At 46.5% G+C, this 24079-nt stretch carries 19 protein-coding genes; 7 read left to right on the plus strand and 12 right to left on the minus strand.

Annotation, left to right across the window (positions count from 1 at the left end; all coding sequences use genetic code 11):
* The first annotated feature begins 208 nt into the window (after positions 1 to 208).
* Together KYK27_RS15990 and KYK27_RS15995 are read left to right on the plus strand one after the other, a co-directional pair.
* Positions 209 to 1081: an AraC family transcriptional regulator gene (locus KYK27_RS15990; RefSeq protein ID WP_199111315.1), complete on the plus strand. Its 873-nt coding sequence runs from the start codon at positions 209 to 211 to the stop codon at positions 1079 to 1081.
* Between the two features lie 58 nt (positions 1082 to 1139).
* On the plus strand, positions 1140 to 2099 hold the full coding sequence (locus KYK27_RS15995; protein ID WP_199111316.1) for a multidrug resistance efflux transporter family protein: 960 nt from the start codon (positions 1140 to 1142) through the stop codon (positions 2097 to 2099).
* 1 nt (position 2100) lies between these two features.
* On the opposite strand, the gene KYK27_RS16000 is transcribed toward KYK27_RS15995, so the two are convergent.
* Positions 2101 to 2841 carry a LytR/AlgR family response regulator transcription factor gene (locus KYK27_RS16000; RefSeq protein ID WP_199111317.1) on the minus strand — a complete coding sequence of 247 codons (741 nt, stop codon included), beginning with the start codon at positions 2839 to 2841 and terminating at the stop codon, positions 2101 to 2103.
* A 171-nt stretch (positions 2842 to 3012) separates the two neighbouring features.
* On the minus strand, positions 3013 to 4029 hold the full coding sequence (locus KYK27_RS16005; RefSeq protein ID WP_199111318.1) for a sensor histidine kinase: 1017 nt from the start codon (positions 4027 to 4029) through the stop codon (positions 3013 to 3015).
* 212 nt (positions 4030 to 4241) lie between these two features.
* Here KYK27_RS16005 and KYK27_RS16010 point away from each other — a divergent pair, with 212 nt between their 5' ends.
* On the plus strand, positions 4242 to 6656 hold the full coding sequence (locus KYK27_RS16010) for a TonB-dependent receptor (protein WP_199111319.1): 2415 nt from the start codon (positions 4242 to 4244) through the stop codon (positions 6654 to 6656).
* 321 nt (positions 6657 to 6977) lie between these two features.
* On the plus strand, positions 6978 to 8072 hold the full coding sequence (locus tag KYK27_RS16015; RefSeq protein WP_199111320.1) for a DUF5694 domain-containing protein: 1095 nt from the start codon (positions 6978 to 6980) through the stop codon (positions 8070 to 8072).
* Between the two features lie 128 nt (positions 8073 to 8200).
* Here KYK27_RS16015 and KYK27_RS16020 read toward each other — a convergent pair whose 3' ends face one another.
* A complete protein-coding gene (locus KYK27_RS16020) occupies positions 8201 to 10990 on the minus strand; it encodes a TonB-dependent receptor (protein ID WP_199111321.1) in 2790 nt (929 codons plus the stop codon).
* A 303-nt stretch (positions 10991 to 11293) separates the two neighbouring features.
* Here KYK27_RS16020 and KYK27_RS16025 point away from each other — a divergent pair, with 303 nt between their 5' ends.
* The gene (locus KYK27_RS16025) at positions 11294 to 11779 is read left to right on the plus strand and encodes a DUF2062 domain-containing protein (RefSeq protein WP_317195947.1); all 486 of its coding nucleotides are present in this window, start codon (positions 11294 to 11296) and stop codon (positions 11777 to 11779) included.
* An 893-nt stretch (positions 11780 to 12672) separates the two neighbouring features.
* Here KYK27_RS16025 and KYK27_RS16030 read toward each other — a convergent pair.
* Both KYK27_RS16030 and KYK27_RS16035 read right to left on the minus strand, forming a co-directional pair.
* Positions 12673 to 13551, minus strand: a complete 879-nt coding sequence (locus KYK27_RS16030) for a flagellar motor protein MotB (protein WP_199111322.1) — start codon at positions 13549 to 13551, stop codon at positions 12673 to 12675.
* A gap of 151 nt (positions 13552 to 13702) precedes the next feature.
* Positions 13703 to 14419 (minus strand): tetratricopeptide repeat protein, encoded by a 717-nt coding sequence (locus KYK27_RS16035; RefSeq protein WP_199111323.1) that lies wholly within the window; start codon positions 14417 to 14419, stop codon positions 13703 to 13705.
* A 191-nt stretch (positions 14420 to 14610) separates the two neighbouring features.
* Here KYK27_RS16035 and KYK27_RS16040 point away from each other — a divergent pair, with 191 nt between their 5' ends.
* Positions 14611 to 15030, plus strand: a complete 420-nt coding sequence (locus KYK27_RS16040) for an antitoxin Xre/MbcA/ParS toxin-binding domain-containing protein (RefSeq protein WP_199111324.1) — start codon at positions 14611 to 14613, stop codon at positions 15028 to 15030.
* Positions 15027 to 15488, plus strand: a complete 462-nt coding sequence (locus tag KYK27_RS16045) for an RES family NAD+ phosphorylase (RefSeq protein WP_199111325.1) — start codon at positions 15027 to 15029, stop codon at positions 15486 to 15488. Before KYK27_RS16040 ends, KYK27_RS16045 begins: the two co-directional genes overlap by 4 nt.
* 69 nt (positions 15489 to 15557) lie before the next feature.
* Here KYK27_RS16045 and KYK27_RS16050 read toward each other — a convergent pair whose 3' ends face one another.
* The 7 genes from KYK27_RS16050 to KYK27_RS16080 form a co-directional block, all read right to left on the minus strand.
* Positions 15558 to 16934 carry an MBL fold metallo-hydrolase RNA specificity domain-containing protein gene (locus tag KYK27_RS16050; protein ID WP_199111326.1) on the minus strand — a complete coding sequence of 459 codons (1377 nt, stop codon included), beginning with the start codon at positions 16932 to 16934 and terminating at the stop codon, positions 15558 to 15560.
* A gap of 230 nt (positions 16935 to 17164) precedes the next feature.
* Positions 17165 to 17770 carry a hypothetical protein gene (locus KYK27_RS16055; RefSeq protein WP_199111327.1) on the minus strand — a complete coding sequence of 202 codons (606 nt, stop codon included), beginning with the start codon at positions 17768 to 17770 and terminating at the stop codon, positions 17165 to 17167.
* Between the two features lie 225 nt (positions 17771 to 17995).
* On the minus strand, positions 17996 to 18394 hold the full coding sequence (locus KYK27_RS16060) for a DUF983 domain-containing protein (protein WP_199111328.1): 399 nt from the start codon (positions 18392 to 18394) through the stop codon (positions 17996 to 17998).
* Positions 18395 to 18488: 94 nt separating this feature from the next.
* A complete protein-coding gene (locus KYK27_RS16065) occupies positions 18489 to 19367 on the minus strand; it encodes a helix-turn-helix domain-containing protein (RefSeq protein ID WP_199111329.1) in 879 nt (292 codons plus the stop codon).
* A gap of 36 nt (positions 19368 to 19403) precedes the next feature.
* Positions 19404 to 20489, minus strand: coding sequence for an FUSC family protein (locus tag KYK27_RS16070; RefSeq protein WP_199111330.1), 1086 nt, complete (start codon positions 20487 to 20489; stop codon positions 19404 to 19406).
* A gap of 86 nt (positions 20490 to 20575) precedes the next feature.
* Positions 20576 to 23479, minus strand: coding sequence for a PD-(D/E)XK nuclease family protein (locus KYK27_RS16075; RefSeq protein WP_199111331.1), 2904 nt, complete (start codon positions 23477 to 23479; stop codon positions 20576 to 20578).
* 50 nt (positions 23480 to 23529) lie between these two features.
* A complete protein-coding gene (locus tag KYK27_RS16080) occupies positions 23530 to 23958 on the minus strand; it encodes a VOC family protein (RefSeq protein ID WP_199111332.1) in 429 nt (142 codons plus the stop codon).
* Positions 23959 to 24079 lie beyond the last annotated feature (121 nt).

Raw genomic sequence — 24079 nt, forward strand, 5'->3', positions numbered from 1 at the left:
ATATAATTTACAAAGGTACAAACCAGCCGGCGTTTTAGCTATTCGCCAACTATACCAGCCTGTACCAGCAACTATAGTTTTATGATAAAGTACCTATAGTTGTTGCGTTTTTATAGTTGAATTGCTGCTGTAGTTGCCGTTAATTTTTGGATGGACTGACTATAAACTGCAGCATTTCCCTTTAATTTGAGGCATAAATAATCAATCGATGAAATTCCAGACACCGGATACGTTGCCCACCCAGGACCTGCTTCTTAAAGGCCACATTGCTGTGATGCCGCTTGAAGCATTCGTTAGCGACTTATCCAGTGTGCCACATCGCCACGATGCGTACCAGTTGATCCTGGTGCAGGAAACCAAAGGAGGCGATAACCTGATCGACTTCCGGCGTTACGAAATGACGGAAGGCAGGCTGTTTCTGATCGGGCCGGAGCAGGCACATCAGCGGCAATCGCGGCAGGAGCGGGGCGTGCTGGTCTTCTTTTCGGAAGCTTTCCTGCAAACGACAGGTATTACGGCCCATGATGCGCTGGTGCTGTTCGGGGCTGTGTATCAACATCCGTATCTCGACCTGAAACCGGAACTGCAGCAGATCTTTCTGCAACTTACTGCGCTTATCTCGTTGGAATTGCGGCAGCCGGAGCCAAGCCAGGCAATCCTTTCGCGTTACTTGTTTATTTTGCTCAATTACCTGCTCCGCGAGTGCCATGTTCAGATCGCGCAATTAACGCCCGCCCGCCACAGCGAACGCCTGTTCAGGCTCAGCAGCCTGATTGAGGAGCACTTTCAGCAACACAAACCGGTTTCTTTTTACGCCGAAGCCCTCGACATCACGCCCAAACACCTCAACAGCCTGTGCCGCCAATACCTGCACACCACCGTGGCCGATATGCAGAATGCCCGTTTGCTGCTCGAAAGCAAGCGTTTACTTTACTTCAGCAGCCTGTCAGTTAAAGAGGTTGCCTACCAGCTGGGCTTCGAAGACGATTCCTATTTTGTACGCTTCTTCCGGCGCATGACAGGCACTACGCCGCTCCAGTTCAGGGCGAGTGGTTCCAAAAGTACCATAGCTGAAGTTTAATGTGCCGTGACATTGCCTTGTCACTGCTGTACCTTTGTAAGGTATAAAATGTATCGTTATGCAGGCGAATCAGAAAATAAAAGCGATTGGGATTGGGTTGTTGGCATCTGTTTTCTTTTGCTCCACCTACGTCATGAACAGCTTTATATCGGCAGGCAATGGCCACTGGGCCTGGACGGTTTCGCTTCGGACTATCTTTATGCTCCTCATCCTGCTGGTTATACTACAGGTAAAACAACAGCTTAAGCCTTTGCTGCTCATCCTGAAAAAGCAACCCGCCGTGTGGTTGTTCTGGGGAAGTATATGGTTCGGATTTGTATATGTACTGCTCACGGCGGCTGCAGAATTCGGCCCGGGCTGGCTCATTGCCGGTGTATTTCAATTCACTATTGTTGCCGGCATTTTGTTGTCCCCGTTTTTGTATAAAGACAGCCGTGCTAAGATTCCGGTACGGGGTCTTTTGCTTTCTATTCTGATTCTGGTGGGGATTGCGCTCATGCAGTGGAGCCAGCGGAACGGAACATACACAGATGCCCAGTTAATAAGCTGTATCGTGCTTGTGTTGCTGGCCGCTATTATCTGGCCACTGGCTAATCGTAAACTAATGCTGTTCATTGAAGACCACGATTACCAGATTACCGCCATGCAGCGGGTTGCGGGTACAGCAATCGGAGGTTTGCCGGCATTGCTGTTGCTGATGGGTTATGGATATACAGAGGCCGGCCTGCCAGGGGATCAACAGCTGCTTGCTATAGTTGTCATTGCCATCTGTTCGGGTGTAATTGGCTGCGTGCTGTTCTTTAAAGCTACCGATATGGTGCGCTCCGATAGTGCAGCGCTGGCCGCCGTGGAAGCAACGCAGTCCGTGGAGATTCTGTCTACCGTCGTAGGAGAGGTACTGCTACTTGGTATTGCCTGGCCGAATCTTTACGGCAACATCGGTATGCTCCTGATCATGGGTGGATTGATCCTGTATAGTGTACCGGCACGAAGAAAAGTGCTGAGCCCGGCGCGTTAAACTATACGTTGTTCTTTTCCCGGATCATGTTCAGGAAACTGTCGCGATAGGTTTCTCCAATCGGGATGGCTTTGTCGCCAATATAAACGGTGTTACCATCCACCATACTCACTTTATCGATAGAAATGATGTAGGAGCGGTGCACGCGGTAAAAAGGTGGCTGCGGCAGTTGTCCGTTCAGTTCAGTAAGGGACTGATACGTTACCAGACGCTGGCCCGGCAGGTACATCGAAATATAGTTCTTTAGCCCCTCTACATATAGAATGTCGTTGTAGGCTACTTTCAGGAATTTGTTTTTGCTCTCACCCTTCACAAACATATAGTCGGGTGCCGGAGCGCCGGGCTGAACTATAAGCTCCGGGGCAGCAGGTATTGCTACAGACTCCTGTTGAATAATACTTTTCGCTTTGGTTACCGCTTTCAGGAAACGGTCGAAGGGAATCGGTTTGAGCAGGTAATCCACAACATCATGCTCATAGCCTTCCAGGGCAAACTCCGGGTACGCTGTGGTCAGGATCACCTTGCATTTGCTGCCGCAGATCTTTAGAAACTGTATTCCAGTGAGCTCGGGCATCTGTATATCCAGGAAAACCAGGTCCGCTTTGCCATCCTGCACCCAGTTAATGGCCTCTATCGGGCTGGTTGTATTGCCGGCCAGTTCCAGGAAAGGCACCTTGCTTATGTAATCAGCAATGATATTGGTAGCGTAGGCTTCGTCGTCAACAGCTATGCAGCGAATCATATTAAGTTTGTGAGTTTAGGAGTTAGAGAGTTTAAGCGTTAAAAGATAAGGGTTTTGCCGTAATTCTCATATAATGTTTCAAACCTCCGACTGCATTTAAGCAACTAAAGTTTACTGGTAATACACAGCTAAAAAACATCTGAAAGAAATTATAGCTTGATGCACATTACATCAGATCTGCTGTAGCTTCATTTTTGTTGTATAGTGGTGTGCATCTTCTTCAATTTGCAGGGAGTATTGGTTGGGGTAGAGCAGCTCCAGGCGGCGGCGGATGTTTGGTAAGCCTACACCTGTGGTCTGGTCTTTTTGATGGTGATTGATGCGGTTACTTACCTCGAAGTATAATTGCTGGTCCTGCACATTTAAACAGATAGTTACCGGCGAGGCGGGGTCATCTACCACCCCGTGTTTTAGGGCATTTTCTACAAAAGGAATCAGCACCAGCGAGGGCACGCGCTGCCCGTTTACATGGCCCTGAATTTCAAAGTTCACAAAAAACTTCTCATCAAACCGGAGACGATAGATGTCGATATAGTTCTGGAGGTAATCGATCTCTTTCTGCAGCTCTATTTTGCCGTCCTGGCTCTCGTGCAGCATGTAGCGCATCAAGTCCGAGAGTTTGATGATCGCATTGCCCAGTTTATCGGAAACCGGGTAGGCCAGCGAGTAAATATAGTTGAGTGTGTTGTATAAAAAGTGCGGGTTTACCTGTGACTTCAGGAAGGCCAGCTCGGCCTGTGTTTTCTCCTGGCGCAGACTACGGTTTTCACGTTCTTTCTGCAGTGTAGACTCAAACGCCCATACCACGCCGCCCATAAAAATGCCCGGTAGCGACCAATAGATATTATCGAATAAGAAATAGCTGAAAGCAGTGCCATCGCTATAGTTGCTAAACCCGAAAAAGATATCGAACAACACTTCCTCTACCAAATAGCGCAGACATATATAAAGCACCATCACACCTATAATGCCCGGGGCCAGCACCAGCCAGTGGCGGTAGCGCAACCAGAGTGGAAACAGCAGCAGGTAACAGACATAGAACTGTACCATGTACAGGAAGATCTGTGATAGCGTGAGCAGGAGCACTCTATAGTCCCATTCGTAAATAAAGTACCCCGACAGTGCGTAACCGATCAGGATCGACCAGCCCAGCAGGTGCCACCCCATTCTTTTATATTGCGGATTCATGTTCTAAAGCTATATATAAACAGGAACATTTTACACTTCTTTTATCCCAACCGCCAGGTTTATAGTCCGGAGCACAGTGTTCGTTATCCGAACCCTTATTTGAGCTGCTATTCAGGCTTTGGATAATGTTTTGTGTTGTTGGGATAGTTTAATTTCTGAGGCGCCGGGCGTGCTGCATCTTTGGTGCAACATTAACGCTAAACCTCTGAACCATGAACAACTTTACCGCACGCCTTTGCTTCTCACTTTTGTTTATCGGATTAAACTTTATCGCATTAACTATCCAGGCACAGTCAACTATAAAAGGGATCGTAACGAACGCGGCCACACAGGAACCGCAGGCCTATAGTACCGTGGTGTTACTGCAACTGCCCGATTCTACTGCTGCCGGCACCAACATGACCGACGAGGCAGGAGCGTATAGTTTTGGGAATGTGAAGCCGGGCATGTATGCTGTGAAAGCGCTGATGGTTGGATTTGCACCTGCTCATAGTGCAGCGTTTGAATTGAAGCAGCAGGTAATTCAGGTTCCAGCTATACCGATGCTGGAGAAAGCCAATGCGCTGCAGGAAGTGGTTGTAAAAGGTCAAAAGCCTGCGCTGGAACAGCTCGCAGACCGCCTGGTGCTAAATGTGGAGCAACTGAATACCGCAGGCGATAACTCGCTGGAAGTACTGAAGAAGGCACCCGGCGTGCGACTGGATAAGGACGACAACATCATATTCAGAGGAAGCAGCAATGTAAATGTGATGATCAATGGCAAAATGACTTACATGAGTGGCAGCGAACTGCAGAGTTACCTGAAATCATTGCCAGCTACGGCTGTAAGCAAAGTGGAGCTGATAGCAAACCCGCCTGCCTCTTTCGATGCAGCAGGTACGGCTGGTATCATCAACATACAGCTAAAAAGAGATGAGACGTTGGGGATGAACGGAACATCCAATATTGGTCTGGGATATGGCAGATACGAGAAAGTGAACGGCGGCCTGAACCTAAACTATAACACGGGAAAGGTGAGCCTTTTCACACACTTCAGTACCGGCCACTATAACTCTTTTAACCGCCTCACCCTTGAGCGCAACATAAACGACAGCCTGTACAGACAGGTAAATTACTGGCACCCGATCACCAAAACCTTTAACCTGGCAGCAGGCGCCGATTATTTCATCAACAAAAAGCATACGGTAGGCATTATGGCGAAAGGCTATAGTTCACCGGAAAATACGCTGACCACCAGCAACTCTGTGAACTATGACACGCAGGGAAAAGCCTTTGGTAGCCTGGATATGCACAACCCCAAAAAGTCCGGCTCGGACAACTATAGCCTTAACCTGAACTATAAGTTTGACATCAGTGCAGGCCGCTCGCTGAGTTTCGATGCCGATTATGTGCGCTATAGCAGGGATGCCGATGAAAACTTTACCAACACTTTTTACAATGTAACAGGCGAGGCTACAGAGGCGCCAACACAACTGCGCAGCTATACAGGAGCAGATGCTATTATCAGATCGTTAAAAACGGATTATGTGCATACGTTCGGGGAAGGCTACAAAGCAGAAGCAGGAATAAAGGCCAGCTGGGTTGGCAACGACAGCAACATTAAGTTTGAAGAGCAGCAGGAGCAGGGCTGGGTAAATGACGAGAAGCGCACCAACAGTTTTGTGTACAACGAAACCATACAGGCAGCTTACCTGAGCCTGAGCAGAAAGTTCAGCGAGAAACTGAGCATGAAGGCCGGCATCAGGGCAGAGCGCACGACAGCAGACGGATACTCGCTGACCGCCAAAGTGGTGGACCAGGATTACGTGCAGTTTTTCCCAAGCTTTTTTGTGAGCTACAGTGCGAATGATGAGAACCGTTTTTCAGCATCCTACAGTCGCCGCATCAGCCGTCCGTCGTACAGTAGCCTGAACCCTTTCACCTTTTTCTCAGACCCCTATACTGCCCTGGAAGGTAATCCATTTCTGGAGCCATCTTATTCCAACTCGCTGCAGGCCAGCTATACGTACAAAAACTTCCAGCTACTGAGCATCAGCTACCTGCAGTCGAACAACTTTGTGACCAGTGTGATCGAGCAGAACGACGAGACGAAAGTGAGCATCAGTAGACCCGAAAACCTGAGTCAGGCTACAAACCTGAGCCTAAGCAGCGGAGGCAGTTTTCCGGTAACCAACTGGTGGAATTCCGATCTGCAATTGTCCGGCTCTTTCGACAGAATTAATACACCGGTAAATGGCAATGCTTACAACCAGGAACAATTTGCCTGGTCGGCCAGCATGGAGCAGCATTTCAGTCTGCCGAAAGCTTTCAAACTGCAGTTCTCAGGATACTATAGCTCCCCATCTATACAAGGTTTGTACAATACGCTGGCTAATTACCAGTTCGATCTGGGTGTGAAGAAAACCATCTGGAACGAGAAGGCAACTATAAGCTTGAAACTGAGTGATATCTTTGACAGCAGCCGTTCTAAAGCCACGCTGAAGTATAACAACGTGGATATGTACTGGCAAAACCAGTGGGAGAGCCGCAGACTTAATTTGTCGTTCAACTATAAGTTTGGTAGCTCTAAAGTAAAAGCAGCCCGTAGCCGCAAAACAGGAACAGCCGAAGAGGAGGGACGGCTATAGTCTCAAACTATAAACTTATGATCTGAAGTGCCGGAATGATAGCTATTCATAAGCTTCTATTCCGGCACTTTTGCTTTACAGTTTCTCTTGCGTTTTTCTCTTCACACACGCTCTTTTCATATGCTTTACCATTTATGATCTGACTATAGTTTGTTGCGCCAACTATAGCATATGGTGCTACCCAATGAGCAATATCAATTACTTGATACTATAGTTCTGATTCGGATAATATTTCCGGTGTTTGGTATAATTTTATTCTCAAGCTAAAATATAAAAGGCACTTTTGATACATAATCAACAGCACCTAAACCACTACTCCTTATGACAACTACTTTTACACGAAACAGCTTGCTAAGCACACTTTTTATAGTTGCAGCCTTCTGCTTTTGCATAGCATTCAGCACACAAGCGCAGCAGATCGAGATCGTTATAGTTGGCTCAGCGCATGGTAATGGTGGCTCCGATGATGTTTATCGTCCTGTTATCGACAAGCTGAAGAACTATAAGCCCGACATGGTTTTCGGGGAATATTTGTCTTCCGAAGATATGAAAGCAGCCATGGCAGCCGGACATTTATCCTCTAAGTCGATCAACAGGAAAATAGAATACCTGCAGGCGCGCGATCCGAAAGGGGCAGGCAAAAAAGTGAATACAGCCAAATCGTACCAGGCACTTAACAAGTTTGCCTTTTTCCATAAAACAAGAATGGACCTTGCCCGCAGCCTTTACCTGAACCTCGACCGTGGCAATGCAGAGTACCAGTTTTATGTATTGGAGCAGCAAATGCAGGATAAATTTGAAAAAAGCGAGCAAGTCTATTTCGAGAAGTTGTTTGGTGGCGTAGACTCGCTACGCAAAGTTGGGCTGATCCGGAAGAACAGCGAGTACCAGCGCATTTATTTCCCGTTGGTGTACGAACTGGGGCACGACAGAATTTATGCTGCCGATTGCCAGAAGTACGAAGCTGCCTGGAACGATGCCACCAGAAAAGCACAGGCTACCATTAAAAAGATGAACGAAGCTGCCAAAGCGGATACTAGCTCTGCGGCTGGGTTAGCGGCAAAAGCGATCAAACTATATACAGCCTCTGCCAACGCGCGCATGAAAGGGATCGATTACGCCAGCTATAACTTCCTGAACTCAGAACTATACGCCGAGCTGGACGAAGTGGTAAACTTTATGGGAGGCCCTAGATTCTTTGATGAGCCAGGCTACCCGAAGGCTGAAATACAGGAAATGCTGCACTTATGGGAAAAGCGCAATGAAGGAATTTGTGAGAACATCATACGCCAGGCAAAAGAGAAAGGAGCTACCAAAGTTATATTTGGAGTAGGCTCATCGCACCGCAAAGGCATGGAAGAGATATTCGCTAAAATGCCGGACGTGAAACTGGTAAACTATAACGATCTGCCATAGTTAACTTTTAGCTCAGCATACTAAACAACCATCAATAGAAATTGATCAAATCCCAACTATAAGGGCATAAAAAAAGCCTGCTATGTAGCAGGCTTTTTTATATGTAATAGCTCTTGTAATACTTGAAATTAGCGACCGCGTCCCGGGCCCCAGTTACCACGGTTGTTGTTTTCTTCAGGGGCTGAGCCGCTCGCAAACTTTTTCAGGTTATAAGTAAACGTCACCATAAAGAAGCGCTGCAATACTGTAGACTGCACATCCTCGATATAGTCTGTCGCTACGTTACGCTGTACACTTACATTCTGTCCAAGCACGTCGTTCACGCTAAAGCTGATCTCACCCTGCTGGTTCTTGAATACCTTTTTACCAAGGCTCATGTTCCAAAGGATATAGCTTGGATCAACACCCTGCGATAAACCGGAGTTGTACACGTGGTTCAGTTCGGTACGGTATACCAGGCCTTTCAGTAATATCCAGTTGTAACGCAGGTTAGTGGTCTGGGTAAAGTAATTGTTATCCTGAGTTAGCAATGTGTTTTTAACAATGTTATAGTTGGAGTTCGTAGAGATCGTGAAATCTACTTTCTCACTGATGTTGCTGCTGATGTTTATTCCTGCGCCTAAATTGGTAGTGTTGGCATAGTTTACTTTTTCGTCCAGCATACCCGGTCTGCGCTCAAAACCTACCATACCAAATGCGTTAAAGTTGGAGCTGATAAAGTTAAGCGGCTGACCATAGTTCATGAACGAACGCACATTATAGTAACCATCCATGTTTACAGGGCGGTTTAAGCGCGCACCCGGCTGTGGGTTATAGCCTTCAATAAATTCAGCTGGAATATCTCTGGTATAAACGCTGTTGGCTACATAGTTCTGCGTAATGGTACCAAACATACCCACAAAGAACACTCTGTTTGTCTCGGCGTTAAAGTTACGGTAACGGATGTTGATCCTGTTCTGGTAATCCTGGTCAAGGGCCGAGTTACCGATTCTTAACTGCGTTGGTCTCGAAATATCCAGTACTTCCTGCAGATCCGATACAGAAGGTGCGTTGGTGTTTGATCTGAAATTGAAGTTGATGTTGCTGGACTCAGAGAATTTGTACTCGTACTCTGCCGATGGAAGGATAGAGTTAAAGTTACGCTTCAGAGGATAGCTTTCCGGATACACTACATCACTCTCCAGGCTGGCAATCTGGTAACGAATGTTTGCTTGGAATCTTGATTTATCAGAACGGTACTGGTAGCTCGGTCCAAACGTCTGAGACAGGTAATCGCTTTGGAAAGTGTTACTTAATGGTGCGTTCGGATTACTGTTATAGCGGCCAGCCGTCTCATCAAAGTCGTATGTTCTGCGGTCTGAGTCGTTGGTTTGGTTGCCGATGTTATACTCCAGTTGCAGGCGTGAGTTCGCGCCCAGACGCTGCGAGTAGTCCACATTTCCTTCCCAGGATAAGTTATCTCTGTCGAGTTTGATTAACTGGTTACGGTTCACATTCTCCGTTGGGTCCTGCAGGTTATCCGTATCTTCCAGTTGGTACGTGTCGCCGTTGGTTGTGCTATAGTTGGTGCTAAAGTTCGTGGTTAGAATACGGCCTGAATCTCCGAAACGGTGCGAATAAAGGATGTTGTTACGGAAGTTGATGTTGCTGTTTTCACTCTGGTTTCTTGTCAGTGACTCGGTCAGGTTCTCAGCAGACGCAGTTTCAGCGTTATCAACTGTATAGGCACTGACGTTGCTTAGTGCATCTGTATTCTGAACAGAAATACTAGGCGTTACCAACAGGCGGTTATTCTCGTTGATGTTATACTGGAAGCGCAGGTTAAAGCGGTGACTGTCGTCGATATCGTTATCGATGCTGTTTTCCAGGTAGGTAGTGTCGGTGTTAATGAAATCGCGGAAACGGTACTGGTTGTTGTTAACATCTGCGTTTGAGTAGTTATAGTTACCGCTCACTTCAATCTTCTTGCCCAGCATATCGTTAAAGTTGATGCTGAACATGTTGGTGTTGCTGATGCCGTTTGAGCCGCCGCCACCAAATCTTACTCTACGGCCACGCATGCCGCCACCCGGTGTTTCACCAACCGAGAAATCAGACATGTTGATGTTATTGGTAAGACCTGTTATAGTGATGCGTCTTGGGCCATTATAGTAGCTTACTGCAGCGCCAACCATATAGCGTTCGTCGGTACCGTAACCAGCCGAAATTTTACCCATATAGCCCTGACGACGATCTTTTTTGGTTGTGAAGTTCAGCGTTTTCACGCGGTTACCATCATCAAAACCGCTGAAAGCAGCGCGGTCGCTCTGGCCATCAAAAACCTGCACACTCTCGATCATATCGGCAGAGATGTTACGCACTGCAGAGCTCACGTCTTCACCGGTGTAGCGCTTGCCATCGATCATTACCTGTTTTACTTCTTCGCCCTGCGCCTGGATTTTGCCATCCTGTATGGTTACGCCCGGCATTTTGGTTACCAGTTCCTCGGCGCTGGCGTCAGGTGCGGTTTTAAAAGCTTTGGCATTAAACTGGGCGGTATCGCCTTTCTGTTCGCCAAGCGGTGCACGGCCAATAATTTCTACTTCGCCAATGGCGGTAGAGGCCTCTTCTAAAGTTAAGGCACCCAGGCTCAGCGCTTTGCCTTCCATCTTCACATTTCTGCTGAATGGGTTAAAGCCCAGGTAGTTAACCTTTATAGTATAGTTGCCGGTGGCTACGCGCTCGAAGCGGAAATTTCCTTCCACATCTGTTACAGAGGCCACTGTGGCATTTGTTGTACTGTTTACCAGCAACACGCTGGCTCCGGGCAACGCCGATTTGTCCTGGGCGCTCTTAATTGAGCCGGTAATAGATGCACTTTGAGCAAACGCTCCAACGATGGTAAAAAGACATACCAACGTGAGTAAAAACTTTTTCATTTATAAGTTTTGTGGGGTTATTGTGAGGTTTAGACAGAGCTTCGTACAAATGGTTTAGTTCCGGTTTAAAATAATTGTTGTACCACTAACCTTTTCGTATCGGACCCTGAACTGTAAGTTATGCCAACTATAATTTTCTGATTTAATTGCTTCTGATACAGGTTACTTTAGGCGTTTTTGGGTATAAAAGAGTAATTTTGTGATGACCATGTGCATCCTGCACCAAATAGGAGCAACTGCCGTAAACTAAATCACCTTCCTGAACCGTTACCATATTTTAACCGGCAGCCACTGCTTTTCACCGTGAAAGACTTTTTCAGACGCAGAATAGTTCAACCGATCCTGAACATTTTAAAGCAGGGTATGTCGCCACGTAAGTTGGCTGCTACGGTTGCGGTTGGTTCTGTTGTCGGAATAATCCCGGCGTTGGGTATTACCACTGTGCTTGGCACAGCTATAGCTGCCCGTTTCAGGTTAAATATTGCTGCAACGGTACTGGTAAGTTACCTGATGCAGCCTTTGCAGATCCTGCTTGCTATTCCGTTTATCAAGCTGGGCATATTTATGTTCGGGATGTCGGAGTTGGGCTTGTCTTTGGATGAGATGATAGAGATGTTCCGAATTGACTGGGTAGAAGCGTTGGGCAAACTATGGGTTGCGAATCTGGCGGGTATCTCAGCCTGGGCGATCTTGTCTTTACCAGTCGGTTTTGTGCTGTATTTTCTTTGCCTTCCTGTTTTTAATAGGTTTCTCCCGGTTGCAACCGTTCCAGTTGCTGCGGAACTATAGTTTTATTTGTGGTCTATTCTACCTCAAGTTTTCAGCTTGTGGTTTTACATGGTGTTGCGGTTTTAACTCAACTAGCCTGGCAGGGATGGAAATTGTCTGAATCAGGATTTACAGGATTAATGGATTTTCAGGATTGAGCTTCTTGCTATAGTAGGAGGTAAAGTTTTATGGTTGGCGTGCTCCAACCACCCCTAACCCCTCCTTATCTAAGGCGGGGAGCTTTTCTGCTACTACTATAGTCTAGTTATCGCTTCATAGTTGCTGTTTTAACACCCGTACAGTCCCTCAAGGAGACAATTCTGCTATCACTAATTTCTAAACTATAGTTACTTGCCACGAACAGGACAGGTTTACCTGTCCCTACGAAAGTATTACCACGATAAGTCTCGAAGCGAGCAGGTTCAAACTATAGATTAGTGGAAACTATGCGAAACTTCACAGTCTTTGGGTTGAGCGCCTTGTAGATTTCTGGTGCCGTCAGGCATTGCGAGGTACGAGTAAAGGAAATGTACACCGCGCGATGCCCGAAGACGGGGCCTCCCGGCCATGAGGGCACCAAAGTCAACTATAGAACAGTAGGTATGTAGAGCTCTCAGGATTAAAGGAAGCGATGAAAGAAAAGGCTTGGTTCTAGTTGGAACATAGCAAACTATAGAACCCAGATTTCTCCTGACGTCGAAATGACAAAAGAAGAACTATAGAACCATAGCCCAGACGCTAGCAGGAGCTACGCACACTGCTAGGTCTTACTGCTTCTGCAAATTGATCTAATTATATCAATCTTTAAACACAATCCTCTGGCAATCCACATCCAAAACTATAGTTACTATAAAACACAATAGCCAGCTTTTTAGAAAGCTGGCTATTGTATAACGTTTTAAACTCTTACTTTATCAGGCAGACTCCAGGATCTGGAATAACTCATCTAACTTAGGAGTAAGAATTATTTCGGTACGGCGGTTTTTCTGACGCGCCTCTTTCGTTTTGGTATTCTCTAATGGTACGTAAAGCGAACGACCTGATGGCGTAACACGCTCTGGTGCAACACCGGATTGCGTAAGAATACGGGTGATCTCAGTAGCGCGAAGTACGCTCAGGTCCCAGTTGTCCTGCATGCCTACAGTGCCTCTGGCAATCGGAACATCATCGGTGTGGCCTTCCACTACCACGTTCACATCCTGTTGTTCTTTTAGTACCTGCGCCAGTTTTTTCAGGGCATCAACACCTTTCGGGTCAACTTTGGTAGAGCCGGAGTTGAACAGTAACTGCTCTGCCAGCGACACATATACTTTGCCGTTGCGCACCTGCACAGTAAGGTCTTTGTCGTTAAAGCCAAGCAAGGCATTGCTTACGCGGGCGCGAAGATTCTTAACGGCTTTCTCTTTTTCATCGAGTATGCGCTGCAGTTCGGCCAGTTTTTGCTCACGGGCTTTCAGGTCGGCACTCAGCTTATCTATCTGCGACTTGCTCAGGTTCAGGTTTTCGCCAAGGGTTTTACCTTCTTTCAGGGCTTGCTGCAAACTAGCCTGGTATTCTGCTTTCTGCTTTTCCAGGTCAGCACGTTCCTGCTCCAGTTGGGCTTTCTGGTTTTCAAGGGATGCTTTCTCTTCTTCCAGGGTACTTTTCTGTTCTTCCAGGCTGGCTTTGTCTACTTCCAGGGCATTTTTACGGGCCATCAGGTCGTCATATTTCTTTTTAGAAACCACACATGACGACAAAGACATCGTTGCAGCCAACACAAGAACAGAAGCGCGTACAATTTTCTTTTTCATATAATCAGAACTATAAATTACAAACAGGTAACTGAACAAATATAGTAAATTATAGATAGTAACAGACGGCCGGTAAGTGATTTACCCAGATTTTTAAAATAAAAAAGGCACCCTTGCAAGGCGCCTTTTCATATAAGAAGTTATAGTTTGATTATTCCGGCTGAGCGGCAGTTTCGTCGCTTTTGTAAAATCCTTGTGGGTCTTTTAATTTCTCGGTCAGCTGTAACAGGTAATTATAGTCTAGGCCAGCCATGTTCAGTTCGCGGCCTTTATGCAGGTAGGTCCAGGCTCCGTTATAGTCCTTATTAAAGTATTTTACCTTAGACATAGTGAAGTAGGCATAAGCATTTTGGGCGTCTGCCGCTATGGATTGGTCCAGATAACTTACTGCTTTACTGAGTGTCTTTTTCTTAGGCTTCTGCTCATACAGCGTTACATAGCAGGTGGCCAGGTCGGAGAGGAGCAGGGAGTTTTTCGGTTTAAGCGCAAGTGCTTTTTCGTAATACCCTATTGCTTCCTGCGGATTTCCTTTGGCAACAGTTACCAACCCGAAAGCCCAGTGCGCATCGCCGTTATCCGGGTTCAGGAGCCATGCCAGGTTAAAGCGGTACATAGCCGTGTCGGTCTGGCCTTCGTTCAGGTATTCCCATCCACGTTCCATAAAGAAGTTACTTGCCTCGGTGCGTGTGGTAAAACTTTTGTCGCAGCTGCTCAGAAACTTTTCGTCCTGTAATTGCTGTGCTTCAGTCTTCGCTACTTTGCCAAACATCGGCAGCACTTTTGGGTTTGGCGCTGTGGCAGCATCCTGGGCAAAGGTAAGGTTAGCGGCCAGTAAGCAGGCAGCTATGGTATAAAGTAATCTCTTCATAAACGGGTTAGGTTGATTGTTGTGAGCCGGTTAAAACTCAATGCATTAAAAATAGAAGTTTATAGTTGATTTAACAAATCAGGCTGGTGTCTGTAACTATAATAACTACTGTAAATTGGTACAGTAAAAATACTTGCGACAAATGTCGATTAATTTATGACAAGTTTCGTATATTTGACAAAAGCTAAATTATGGCACACGTACTGAACACCCTAAACTATAGCCTGATCGATGACCGGGATATTTTTATGCTCATCAGCACGGTGCGCGAAGGCATTAAGTATGCATCTTTCCAAACTATAGCTGATAAAAGTCCTTTCAGCATAAGCGAGTGGTCTAATTACCTGCATTTATCAGAGCGTACTTTTCAGCGATACAAAAAAGAGAAACGCACCTTTGACCCGCTTCATTCTGAAAAGATACTGGAAATAACGCTGGTCTATAATAAAGGCGTGGAAGTGTTTGGCGATCAGGCCAATTTTGATGCCTGGCTCGAAGCCAAGAATATTGCTTTAGGTGGCATCAAGCCAAAAGAACTACTGGATAGCACCTTTGGCATAGGTATGCTGCGCGATGAACTTACGCGCATAGAACACGGCGTACTGGCATGATCGTGTACCGCTTAAGCCGCGCCAGGTTTAGCAAAGACCTGTCGGGGAGAGGGGCGGAGCTGGCAGGTGGCCGCTGGAACAGCAAGGGAACACCTATGCTGTATACTTCTGATTCTATTGCCCTATGTACTGTGGAAGTTGCCGTACACATGCCGCTCGGTATTGTCCCTTTCGATTACCAGCTTATCCAGATCCGGATACCGGATGATGTAACGGTAAAAGAATTCCCTGAAACTAAACTGCCCGAAGACTGGAAATCTTTTCCGCATAGCAATGCCACCCAGGTTATTGGCGACCAGTTTATAGTTGACCAGGAACAGCTTGTGCTGAAAGTGCCATCCGCAGCAGTGCAGGGAACCTACAATTATCTTGTAAACCCTCGTCACCCGGATTTTCAGAAGGTAACTATAGTGGGCACAGAGCCCTTTGAGTTTGACAAGCGTTTGTTTGTAAAGTAACTTTCTTAAACCTATAGTTAAACTATAAGATCAGCTTTAAACCTCCAATCTTAAAATATTAATAGGGCGTTACAGATAATACGTTTCGCCCATCTGAGCTATAGTTACCGGGAATTTTAATTTGTCTCTTATTTGCATGCGCAGTGCCTCGCTGGCCTGTGCCTCGCCGTGGTTCAGGAAAACCTGCAACGGAGTATGTTTAATATTCTGCAACCACCAGAGCAAATCATCCCGGTCGCCGTGTGCAGACATGGAGCTTATCTGCCTTACTTCAGCATGAACCTTATAGTAGGCACCGTGTATCTTTATCTCATCAGCTCCGCCGATTAGTAAACTACCCCGTGTGCCCGGCGCCTGAAAACCAACCAGCAGTACTGTGTTTTTTGCATCGCCGAGCAAGCGCTCCAGGTAATACAACACACGACCGCCGGTTACCATGCCACTGCCTGCAATTACAATTTTAGGTCCGTGTGTATCCAGTACATGCTGGGTATGCTCAAATTTGCGGATAATGTGAACATTGCGCATCATGGTTTCGCATTCGGTGCGGGTCAGGTTGTGCCACTCGTGGTAATGCAGGTACAGGTCCGACACATCTATGCCCATGGGTGTATCGAGGTAGACCGGTATAGGTGGGATGCTCTTATCTTCTTTAAGCGTATTCAGCAGCAGAAGCAGTTCCTGGGCACGTTCCACCGCAAAACTTGGTATAACCAGCACACCGCCTTTATCATAGGTATGTGTTACAATCTCTGCAAGTTCGGCATAAGGAGACACGTCACTATGCAACCTGTCGCCGTAGGTCGATTCCATGATCACGTAATCCGCTTCACGGAGCCTAGCCGGCGGGTCCATTAACAACGGCTGGCGCTGGCCTACATCTCCTGAAAATACAAAGGTGCGCCCCTGGCATTTCAGCTCCACTATAGCTGAGCCCAGTATGTGTCCACTATTATGGAAACGGAATTTAAAGTCTTCGTTTATGATCACCCACTCGCCATAGTTGTGTGTATCAAATAAGGGCATGGTACGGGCTACATCATCTAAGTTATAAAGCGGTTTGGCCGGATGGTGGATGGAATAGCCGCCACGGTTTGCTTCTTCGGCGTCTTCCATTTGTATGCGGGCACTGTCGTTGAGAATGATGCGTGTTATATCGCGGGTGGGCTCTGTGGCATAAATGGGGCCGTCGTAGCCACTTTTTACAAGCACGGGCAGGTAGCCGCAATGGTCCAGGTGGCCGTGGGTCAGGATGATCGCATCCAGGTCTTCCAGTTTAAGGGCAGGTTTTTGCCAGTTTAAGAGTCGCAGCTGTTTTAACCCCTGAAACAAACCGCAATCGATAAGGACCTGGTGTTTTGCTGTTTTTAGATGAATTTTAGAACCGGTAACAGTGCCGGCACCACCCAGGAATGTAAGCTGAATTGGAGAGGGATCTTGTTGCATGAGTGTTTAGTTACGAAACTATACCCGGCAATCCAGGCCCGGGCTATACCTGCAGGCTAACGAACTATTATATCATGGGTAATCCACTAAATGAAAGATGTATGTTGCTCTACCTAAGGTAGAAATTATTGTAGTGATTAGCTACTTTATAGTTGAGGCAGGGCTAAAAACAAAGATGACCTGCAACTATGGATTACAGGTGATCTTTGATCAGGGTTTTAATCTTACTACTAGAAAGTTCGGCCACTGCCTGGCAGGTATATCTGCAGGCCAAGGCTAAGAGAAAGTCCGGTAGATGAATCGTTGCTTACATCGATATTGGCATTACTTCGGATCAGGTTCAGCATTCCTTCGAGGGCTACATTGGATGCCACAAAATGTGCATAGCCAGCACTTACCCCATATACAGCATCAAAAATGGCATCCCCTTCACTATCTTCAAAAGAGCTGCCGGCAAAACCTACAACTGCTTCTCCAAACCAACGGTGTGTCGGAGCTGCGCCTTCCGGGAAATAGTAGCGAACAAACGGTGTTAACCCATATCTGAAATCTTCGCCGCCATCATAGGCTACAAAGCCTAGCTGTACCTGCGCTCCAATGGCTGCATTATCGGATATAAAATAGCCTGCTCTTGGGTTAATATCCAACGTAAAGGTTTCTGATTTAAAGTTATGGCCAATGTTTGCGATACTGGCTCCAATTATCCAGTTGCCTTTAGCAACGGCATCGCCGGCTACAGGCGCAGTTGTTTGCGGCCTGGTTATTTGCTCATCCTGTGCTGATGCGGCGAAATGAAACGATACGATAAATATCAGGAGTGTAAATAATCTTTTCATAGCTTATGGTTTAAAGTTGTGCAAATAATTCAAGATAAAATCACCTTAATATTAACGTTTACAGGATGTTATAGTTTAAACATTGACTTGTATTAATAAGGTATAGCCTAAATAATGGTGCAACTATAGACAAGCGCAGCTTCACGTTTTATCACAGGCACGAGAATTATTAGGCTGATAGCAGGCAAAAAAAAGAGACACATACTATAGTGTCTCTTTTTTGTATTAACTCTTATTGTTTTCTAATGTACAGGGACCTTTATACCGGATAAAGATATGTATCCAGATGCTGCGTGACAGCCTGAAGTTTATAGGCAGCAGTGCTATTACTGAAACGATCAGAGCTACGATCATCATTGGTAGGGTTACTTCCTCGACCAACATGCTTAACAGAATCCAGACGCCGATGAAAATGGCTGTGCTAAAACCGTAGCTTACAAACATGGCACCATAGTAGTAACCCGTTTCCGGCTCAAAATACTGCCCGCAGCAACTGCACTTTTCATTCATTTCAGCAAACTTGCTCACATTATAAAGCGTGCCTTTCGGAAACATATCTCCCTCATGGCAGCGCGGGCATTTCGTATTCAGTATACTATAAAAAGATGAGTCTTTCCAGGCCATAACATTCATTAATTTACTTCATACAAAGTTACCCAGATCTTTGCTAAGAACCACTGTACATAAATGACCAAATACTGTACAATTTTGCTATAAGCTATAGATTCTCTTTTCGGAATTGTTCTGGTGTATAGTTCGTCTTCTTTTTGAAGAACCTGAAGAAGTACGCATTATCAAAATAACCCAGCTCGGTGGCCACCTGCGAAATGGTAAGATCAGAATGTACCAGCAATCTTTTGGCCTCCAGTATAACTCTGTCGTGAATGAGATCTGTTATTGTTTTGCCTAGCACCCGTTTACTGTATTCATTAAGCTGTTTTGGTGTGGTGTGTAATTTATCGGCGTAAAAGCTGACAGGCTTGTGTTCTTTATAGTTTTCCTCGATCAGGTTTTGCAACACTTCTACCTGCGACAGCATACCGACAGGTAGCTGCTGTTCCTGCTTTTCTGATTTGTACAGACGTGATAACTGAAGTAACAGAATATCGAGGTAATTACGAATAATGGCATCGGCGTATAGTTGTTGCGCTGCCAGTTCTATTTCAATGCTGTGAAGTATAGTTTTAAGTGATGCCCAATCTTTAGCAGAGAGCTGTAACATTGGCTTATGCATCAATCCATGGAAAAATGGGAAACTATAAAGCTTGTGGTGCGAAAAATCGAGAAGGTAAAAAGAGGGGGTAAAGAAAACTATAAAGCCATCGGTTTCCGGGCTAAGCTGCCAGCTATGTAACTGGCCCGGAGTTAAAAAGAAAGTGGAGCCCGGCTCTACCGGATACGTTTCAAAATCGATGGTGTGAGTGCCGGCACCTTGTGTAACAAATAACAGCATGTAGAAATCGTGTTTGTGCGGTTTCTGAATAAAAGCATGCTCCTGCAGATGCTGCGCAAAAGATTTCATATAAAAATACCGTTCCTGCTGGCTGGAGGCATTAAAATCTTTGATCTGGTAAATGGGTAGGTTAGCTTCAGGCATTATATTTATGTACCGCTACAATCAATTTACAAACGCTTACTTTACCGGCTGAGGTACTGCTTTTTTGCTTTGGCGTTCTGTTTCAGCAACTATACGGCTCAGGTCAGTTAATATACTTCCTACATCGCGCAGCATTTCAGGAGTGGGTATGGTTTGCAAAGCTTCCAGGCATTTGGCCTGCTCTTTTCTGGCACTTTCTATTGCGTCCCATAGTTGAAAAAGAGATGTATCGGTGGCTTTTACACTTACCTTGGCATACAATACAATACAGGCTGATGTTGCCACCATAGCCGAAGTTAGTTGCTGTGTAAATTCCTGTTCCAGCCACGTAAGTTTGCTGTGCTGCAGATCATCCAGTCCACGTCTTATGCCCCTGATTTGAACTATAATATGGTCCAGTTTGCGAATTGTTACAGCCAGCCTGCTTAGCCTGGTTCGTTTATTGGTAAGGAAGAAGTTGTATTTGAGGCTTTGCTCGGCAAGTTTTAAGGTATCCTGACATTTCTGATATTCCTTTCTCAGGGCATTCACTTCGCAGCGGCCTGTTTTCCGGTGTGTGGCTGTATAGTCAAGCAGCACGGTAAGGCTGACCAGGGTTTTAGCAGCCGTGTTGCCAAGATTTGCGATACAGGTTTCAACATCTGGGATGGCATTTTGAGGGACGATGACAGCATTGATGATAACGGCAATAGCGGAGCCGATAATAGTTTCGGTAATGCGGTCGAAGGCGTAGCCCTGGTTAAAGTGCCCGAAGGCCAGTACCAGCAAGGAACTGATTGCTACCTGCGAAATAATCTGCGGGTTCATGCGGAGCGCTTTCGAAATGCCCATCCCCAGCAGGATAACTATAAAGATAGAGATCGCATTAACCTCAAACCAATGACCGATGAGCATGCTCAGCAGCACGCCTCCAATAATACCTATAATGCGTTGTGTCGCTTTATCAACAGAATCGGCCACGGTGACCTGCACGGTAAGAATAGCTGCAATGGCAGCAAAATAAGGATACTCGGCATGTAGCAGATTAGTAGCTACAAACCAAGAGAGCGATCCTGCCAGGGCCGTTTTAATGATCTGCAGAGTAAGCCCGAAACGTTCCAGTTGTTCAATTCGCTTGTGCAAATCCGGTTTTATAGTTGATGATCGTTGAATGTATAGTTAAAAGTAATAGGAAAGGTTTAATGTTATGAAATAAATCGGTTTTCTGCTTACCTCGCACAGATGCCTTTGTAAGGACAGTACTCGCAAATATCAGGGTCCTGCGTTTTGCGGATCGGTTCGTTCGGATTCAGCATGTCTCTGATAATACCGGTCAGCAGTTCTTCTGAAGCAACTATAAAATCCTTCGGCTGACCATCTTCTCCCACAAAATTAAACTCCGACGACAGCACGTTCTCATCTATATTCCGGAACGAAATGATGCCTGACTTGGCTACTATAGTCGCCGGATCAACCTGCGAGAAGTTACTAACTATAGTTTGGGGTGCTTCGCGTAACTGCCGTTGCAGAATGTACTGGTACAGCCATAGTTGGCGCGGCTTATCTAAATCCTTGGTTTTGGATGACGGTGCTCGCAGGTCATCGGTTTTTACACGGAGTTTGTTCTGTTCTACTTTCCCGGTCTTATAGTCGATCACGCGAATTTCGTGGCCTGTCATGTCGATGCGGTCGGCTTTACCGGCTATGGTTACCTCCAGCAGTTCATCGTCCAGCTGCACCTGTAGTTTCGCTGTAAGTGAATCTTCTAAACGGAGGATATAAAGTGGTAGTTCGCTGGAGTGTTTGAGCTTGTTCAGATACTTTTCCAGTACTTCTATGGCCACTTTCAGCAACAGGTAATTCAGGCCGCGCTCGGTACTGGCGCTACGGGTAGCCTGGTTAAACGCAAGTTTGGTTTGACCCGGTAATTCGAGCAACATCTGGTCTATGCTTTCGGCAACTATAGGCTGGCCGCTCAGGGCAAATGGCTTGAAGAAATCTTCCAGCACCTGATGCACTACGGTACCAAACTGCGCTGCATCCACCTGTTCTTCTACTTCATCTGCTTCCTGCATTTTCGCAATCCTGCTGAAGTAGTATTTAAGGGAACAATTAATATAAGTGTTCAGGCTGGAAGGGTAGAGGCCGCGCTGCAGATCGCGCTTTATCTGTTCCAGCGTAGCAGCATCTTTCTGTATAACAATGTCCTCGTCGTATTCCTTGGTATCGGTCTGCTCTACTATAGCTGTCAGGTCACGGAACGTAATATTGCGGTTGCGCAGGGCCAAATCGTTTTGGAGCTGCAGGATAAAGCGGCTTTTCTCACCCGAACCATAGGTATCAGAAGGTAACACATAGAGTAGATTCACCCGCTTGGCGCGCTGCAGCAATCGGTAAAAATTGTAAGCCATGGCGCCTTCATTCTCCGCATACGTAGGCAGGCCGAACTCTTTCAGCACATCGTACGGCATCAGCGAGTTATGCTTCTTAGGTGCCGGCAAGGCGTTTTCGTTTACCGATAGGATGATCAGGTTTTCAAAGTCCAGCGCACGGGTCTCGAGCATACCCATGATCTGCACATCTGAAATAGGTTCACCGCTGAACGGTAATCGTGTCTGGCCTATCAGTTCGTATAAAAACTTCCGGAAACTACGCACCGAAATCTTCTGCTCACGACAATCGAAGATGGTATCGAGGCGCTTGATGATGATGTAGAAGGTGTAAAGGTACTCTGTCTCGATGGTGTTGTGGCCGTGCGTGTAAACCTGGCGCAGCAGCTCGATCAGGTCGTACATGGCAACTATAATATCGTCGCAATCGCGCCACGTACGGAACAACGTTTCGAACAGCGGGTGATGCTGGCCCAGTTCCAACAATTCCTGTGCCGTGATCAGCACCTTGTTCTCTGCAACTATAGTATCCAACACCTGCTGTATCAGCCCATGAAACTGAGCCTGGTCTGCTTGCTCGTTCAGGTATAGTTCGTACCGACGTATGAACGGGTGTGTGAGCAGTTTGCTGACCGACAAATGGTGGTACTGGTAAACCTTATAGCCACTTTCCTGTAACTGGTTTACGCCGGTTAAATGCACATCAAACAGCAGATCCACGAGGTTAAAGAGGGGAGTGCCCTTAAAGCTCAGACCCATGGTGACGTTATAGTTGGGCACATCATCCGGGATAGAATGCAGCACCGGCAACAGCAGCGTTTCGTCTGGCAGCACGATAGCAACCTGTGCGTGTTTGTCCTGTTGGCGAATTTCCTGTAACAACTGCCCGGCCAGTTTGCCCTGCATACTGGCGTTGGCAACCCCAATCACATTTATAGTTTTCGCATCGGTCAGCAGCATGTTCTGTTGCCAACGCCATTCAGGTAGTTTCCAGGTATTTTTGTATTTGCGCAGAAAGCTGCCCGCTCTGTTGGCTGTGCCTTCTTCCATGTAAAAATCATCGCTGTCGAACAGTACTTCGGCCTTGTTATGCTTAAGGAGTGCTTTAATAATTTTCTCCTCCGATTTGGTAAGCGCATTCAGGCCGATAAAGATGAACTGGTGGCAGGTGTTTTCCTGAACTATAGTTTCGATCTCGTTTGCCACCCTGCGGTAGGCCATACCGGTATAGGCCTGCCTGTTGTTGTGCAGATGCTGCTGCAGGTTATGGTATGTTTTCTCGATGTTCGCCCACAAACTAAAATACTTGCGCATGTCCTGCGACATGGTCCAGCCCAGGTTACGCGGTTCCCAGCGTTCCAGCGCCTTTGCTTCGCTCAGGTAATCAAACAGCTTCCCGGTATCTACCATATTCTGGTCCATCCGGCTGAAGTCGTCGAGCAAGGTACCGGCCCAGGTTACAAACTGGTCGAAATCCAGTGTCGGGTCCTGCTCGCGCATCAGGTCGTATAGTTCGAGCTGCAGGTTAATCGGCTCTACTACATCCACCTTCGCCATTTTGCAGATAAAGTCCTCCATCGAAAGCACATCCGGTGACCAGATTGGCTCTACAGCAGCCTGTGCCAGCGCATTTTTAAAGAAAAAGCTCGCTCTGCGCGATGGCAGCACGATGCATAGCTCGCTGATGTTCTCTTTATACTTCTCGTAAATGTATTTCGCGGTTAGCTCCAGGAAAGTCTGCACTGGCTTAATTTTGAATAACTGAATAATTGAATGAGTGAATGGGGAAGCTCTTAATGGATGCTTTCAGTGTTGCCACTGGCATCCAGCGGCAGAAACGGGTTGTAGGCGATCTCCCATAAATTATCATCCGGGTCGGCGATGTAGCTACTATAGCCACCCCAGAATACTTTTTCAGGTTGCTTAAGAACGCGTACACCTTTTGCTTCCAGGGATGCAACTAACTCATCTACTTCTTTTTCGGAGCGGACATTGTGCGCCAGCGAAAAGCCACGGAAGCCTTTACCGTCGGCAGGTACGCCTGCATCATCAGCTAAAGACTCCTGTGGGAAAAGGGCCAGTTGAATGCCGTTCAGCTGAAAGAAAAGGATACTCTCGTTACTGGTTTCCAAGGGCTTCCAGCCAAAGGTGTTGATATAGAAATCACGTGACCGTTGCAGGTTCTTAACTCCTAAGGTTATAAGTGTAATGCGTTGTTCCATGTTACCTCCCCCTAACCCCCTCCTAAAAACAGGAGGGGAACTGGTTTATAGTTTAGTTATTACTTTTAAAGTTCTACTATTAATGGCGCGAGCGTCTTCGCTCGTGACTTTTATTGCGGAG

It is taken from the genome of Pontibacter populi, assembly GCF_019336435.1.
Taxonomy (GTDB): domain Bacteria; phylum Bacteroidota; class Bacteroidia; order Cytophagales; family Hymenobacteraceae; genus Pontibacter; species Pontibacter humidus.

Coding starts and splice junctions, on each gene's coding strand:
- KYK27_RS16000 (WP_199111317.1), bottom strand. CDS start 2,841: ATGATTCGCTGCATAGCTGTTGACGACGAAGCCTACGCTACCAATATC.
- KYK27_RS15990 (WP_199111315.1), top strand. CDS start 209: ATGAAATTCCAGACACCGGATACGTTGCCCACCCAGGACCTGCTTCTT.
- KYK27_RS16040 (WP_199111324.1), top strand. CDS start 14,611: ATGGCACACGTACTGAACACCCTAAACTATAGCCTGATCGATGACCGG.
- KYK27_RS16080 (WP_199111332.1), bottom strand. CDS start 23,958: ATGGAACAACGCATTACACTTATAACCTTAGGAGTTAAGAACCTGCAA.
- KYK27_RS16045 (WP_199111325.1), top strand. CDS start 15,027: ATGATCGTGTACCGCTTAAGCCGCGCCAGGTTTAGCAAAGACCTGTCG.
- KYK27_RS16065 (WP_199111329.1), bottom strand. CDS start 19,367: ATGCCTGAAGCTAACCTACCCATTTACCAGATCAAAGATTTTAATGCC.
- KYK27_RS16030 (WP_199111322.1), bottom strand. CDS start 13,551: ATGAAAAAGAAAATTGTACGCGCTTCTGTTCTTGTGTTGGCTGCAACG.
- KYK27_RS16005 (WP_199111318.1), bottom strand. CDS start 4,029: ATGAATCCGCAATATAAAAGAATGGGGTGGCACCTGCTGGGCTGGTCG.
- KYK27_RS16035 (WP_199111323.1), bottom strand. CDS start 14,419: ATGAAGAGATTACTTTATACCATAGCTGCCTGCTTACTGGCCGCTAAC.
- KYK27_RS16060 (WP_199111328.1), bottom strand. CDS start 18,394: ATGGCCTGGAAAGACTCATCTTTTTATAGTATACTGAATACGAAATGC.
- KYK27_RS16055 (WP_199111327.1), bottom strand. CDS start 17,770: ATGAAAAGATTATTTACACTCCTGATATTTATCGTATCGTTTCATTTC.
- KYK27_RS16010 (WP_199111319.1), top strand. CDS start 4,242: ATGAACAACTTTACCGCACGCCTTTGCTTCTCACTTTTGTTTATCGGA.
- KYK27_RS15995 (WP_199111316.1), top strand. CDS start 1,140: ATGCAGGCGAATCAGAAAATAAAAGCGATTGGGATTGGGTTGTTGGCA.
- KYK27_RS16020 (WP_199111321.1), bottom strand. CDS start 10,990: ATGAAAAAGTTTTTACTCACGTTGGTATGTCTTTTTACCATCGTTGGA.
- KYK27_RS16050 (WP_199111326.1), bottom strand. CDS start 16,934: ATGCAACAAGATCCCTCTCCAATTCAGCTTACATTCCTGGGTGGTGCC.
- KYK27_RS16015 (WP_199111320.1), top strand. CDS start 6,978: ATGACAACTACTTTTACACGAAACAGCTTGCTAAGCACACTTTTTATA.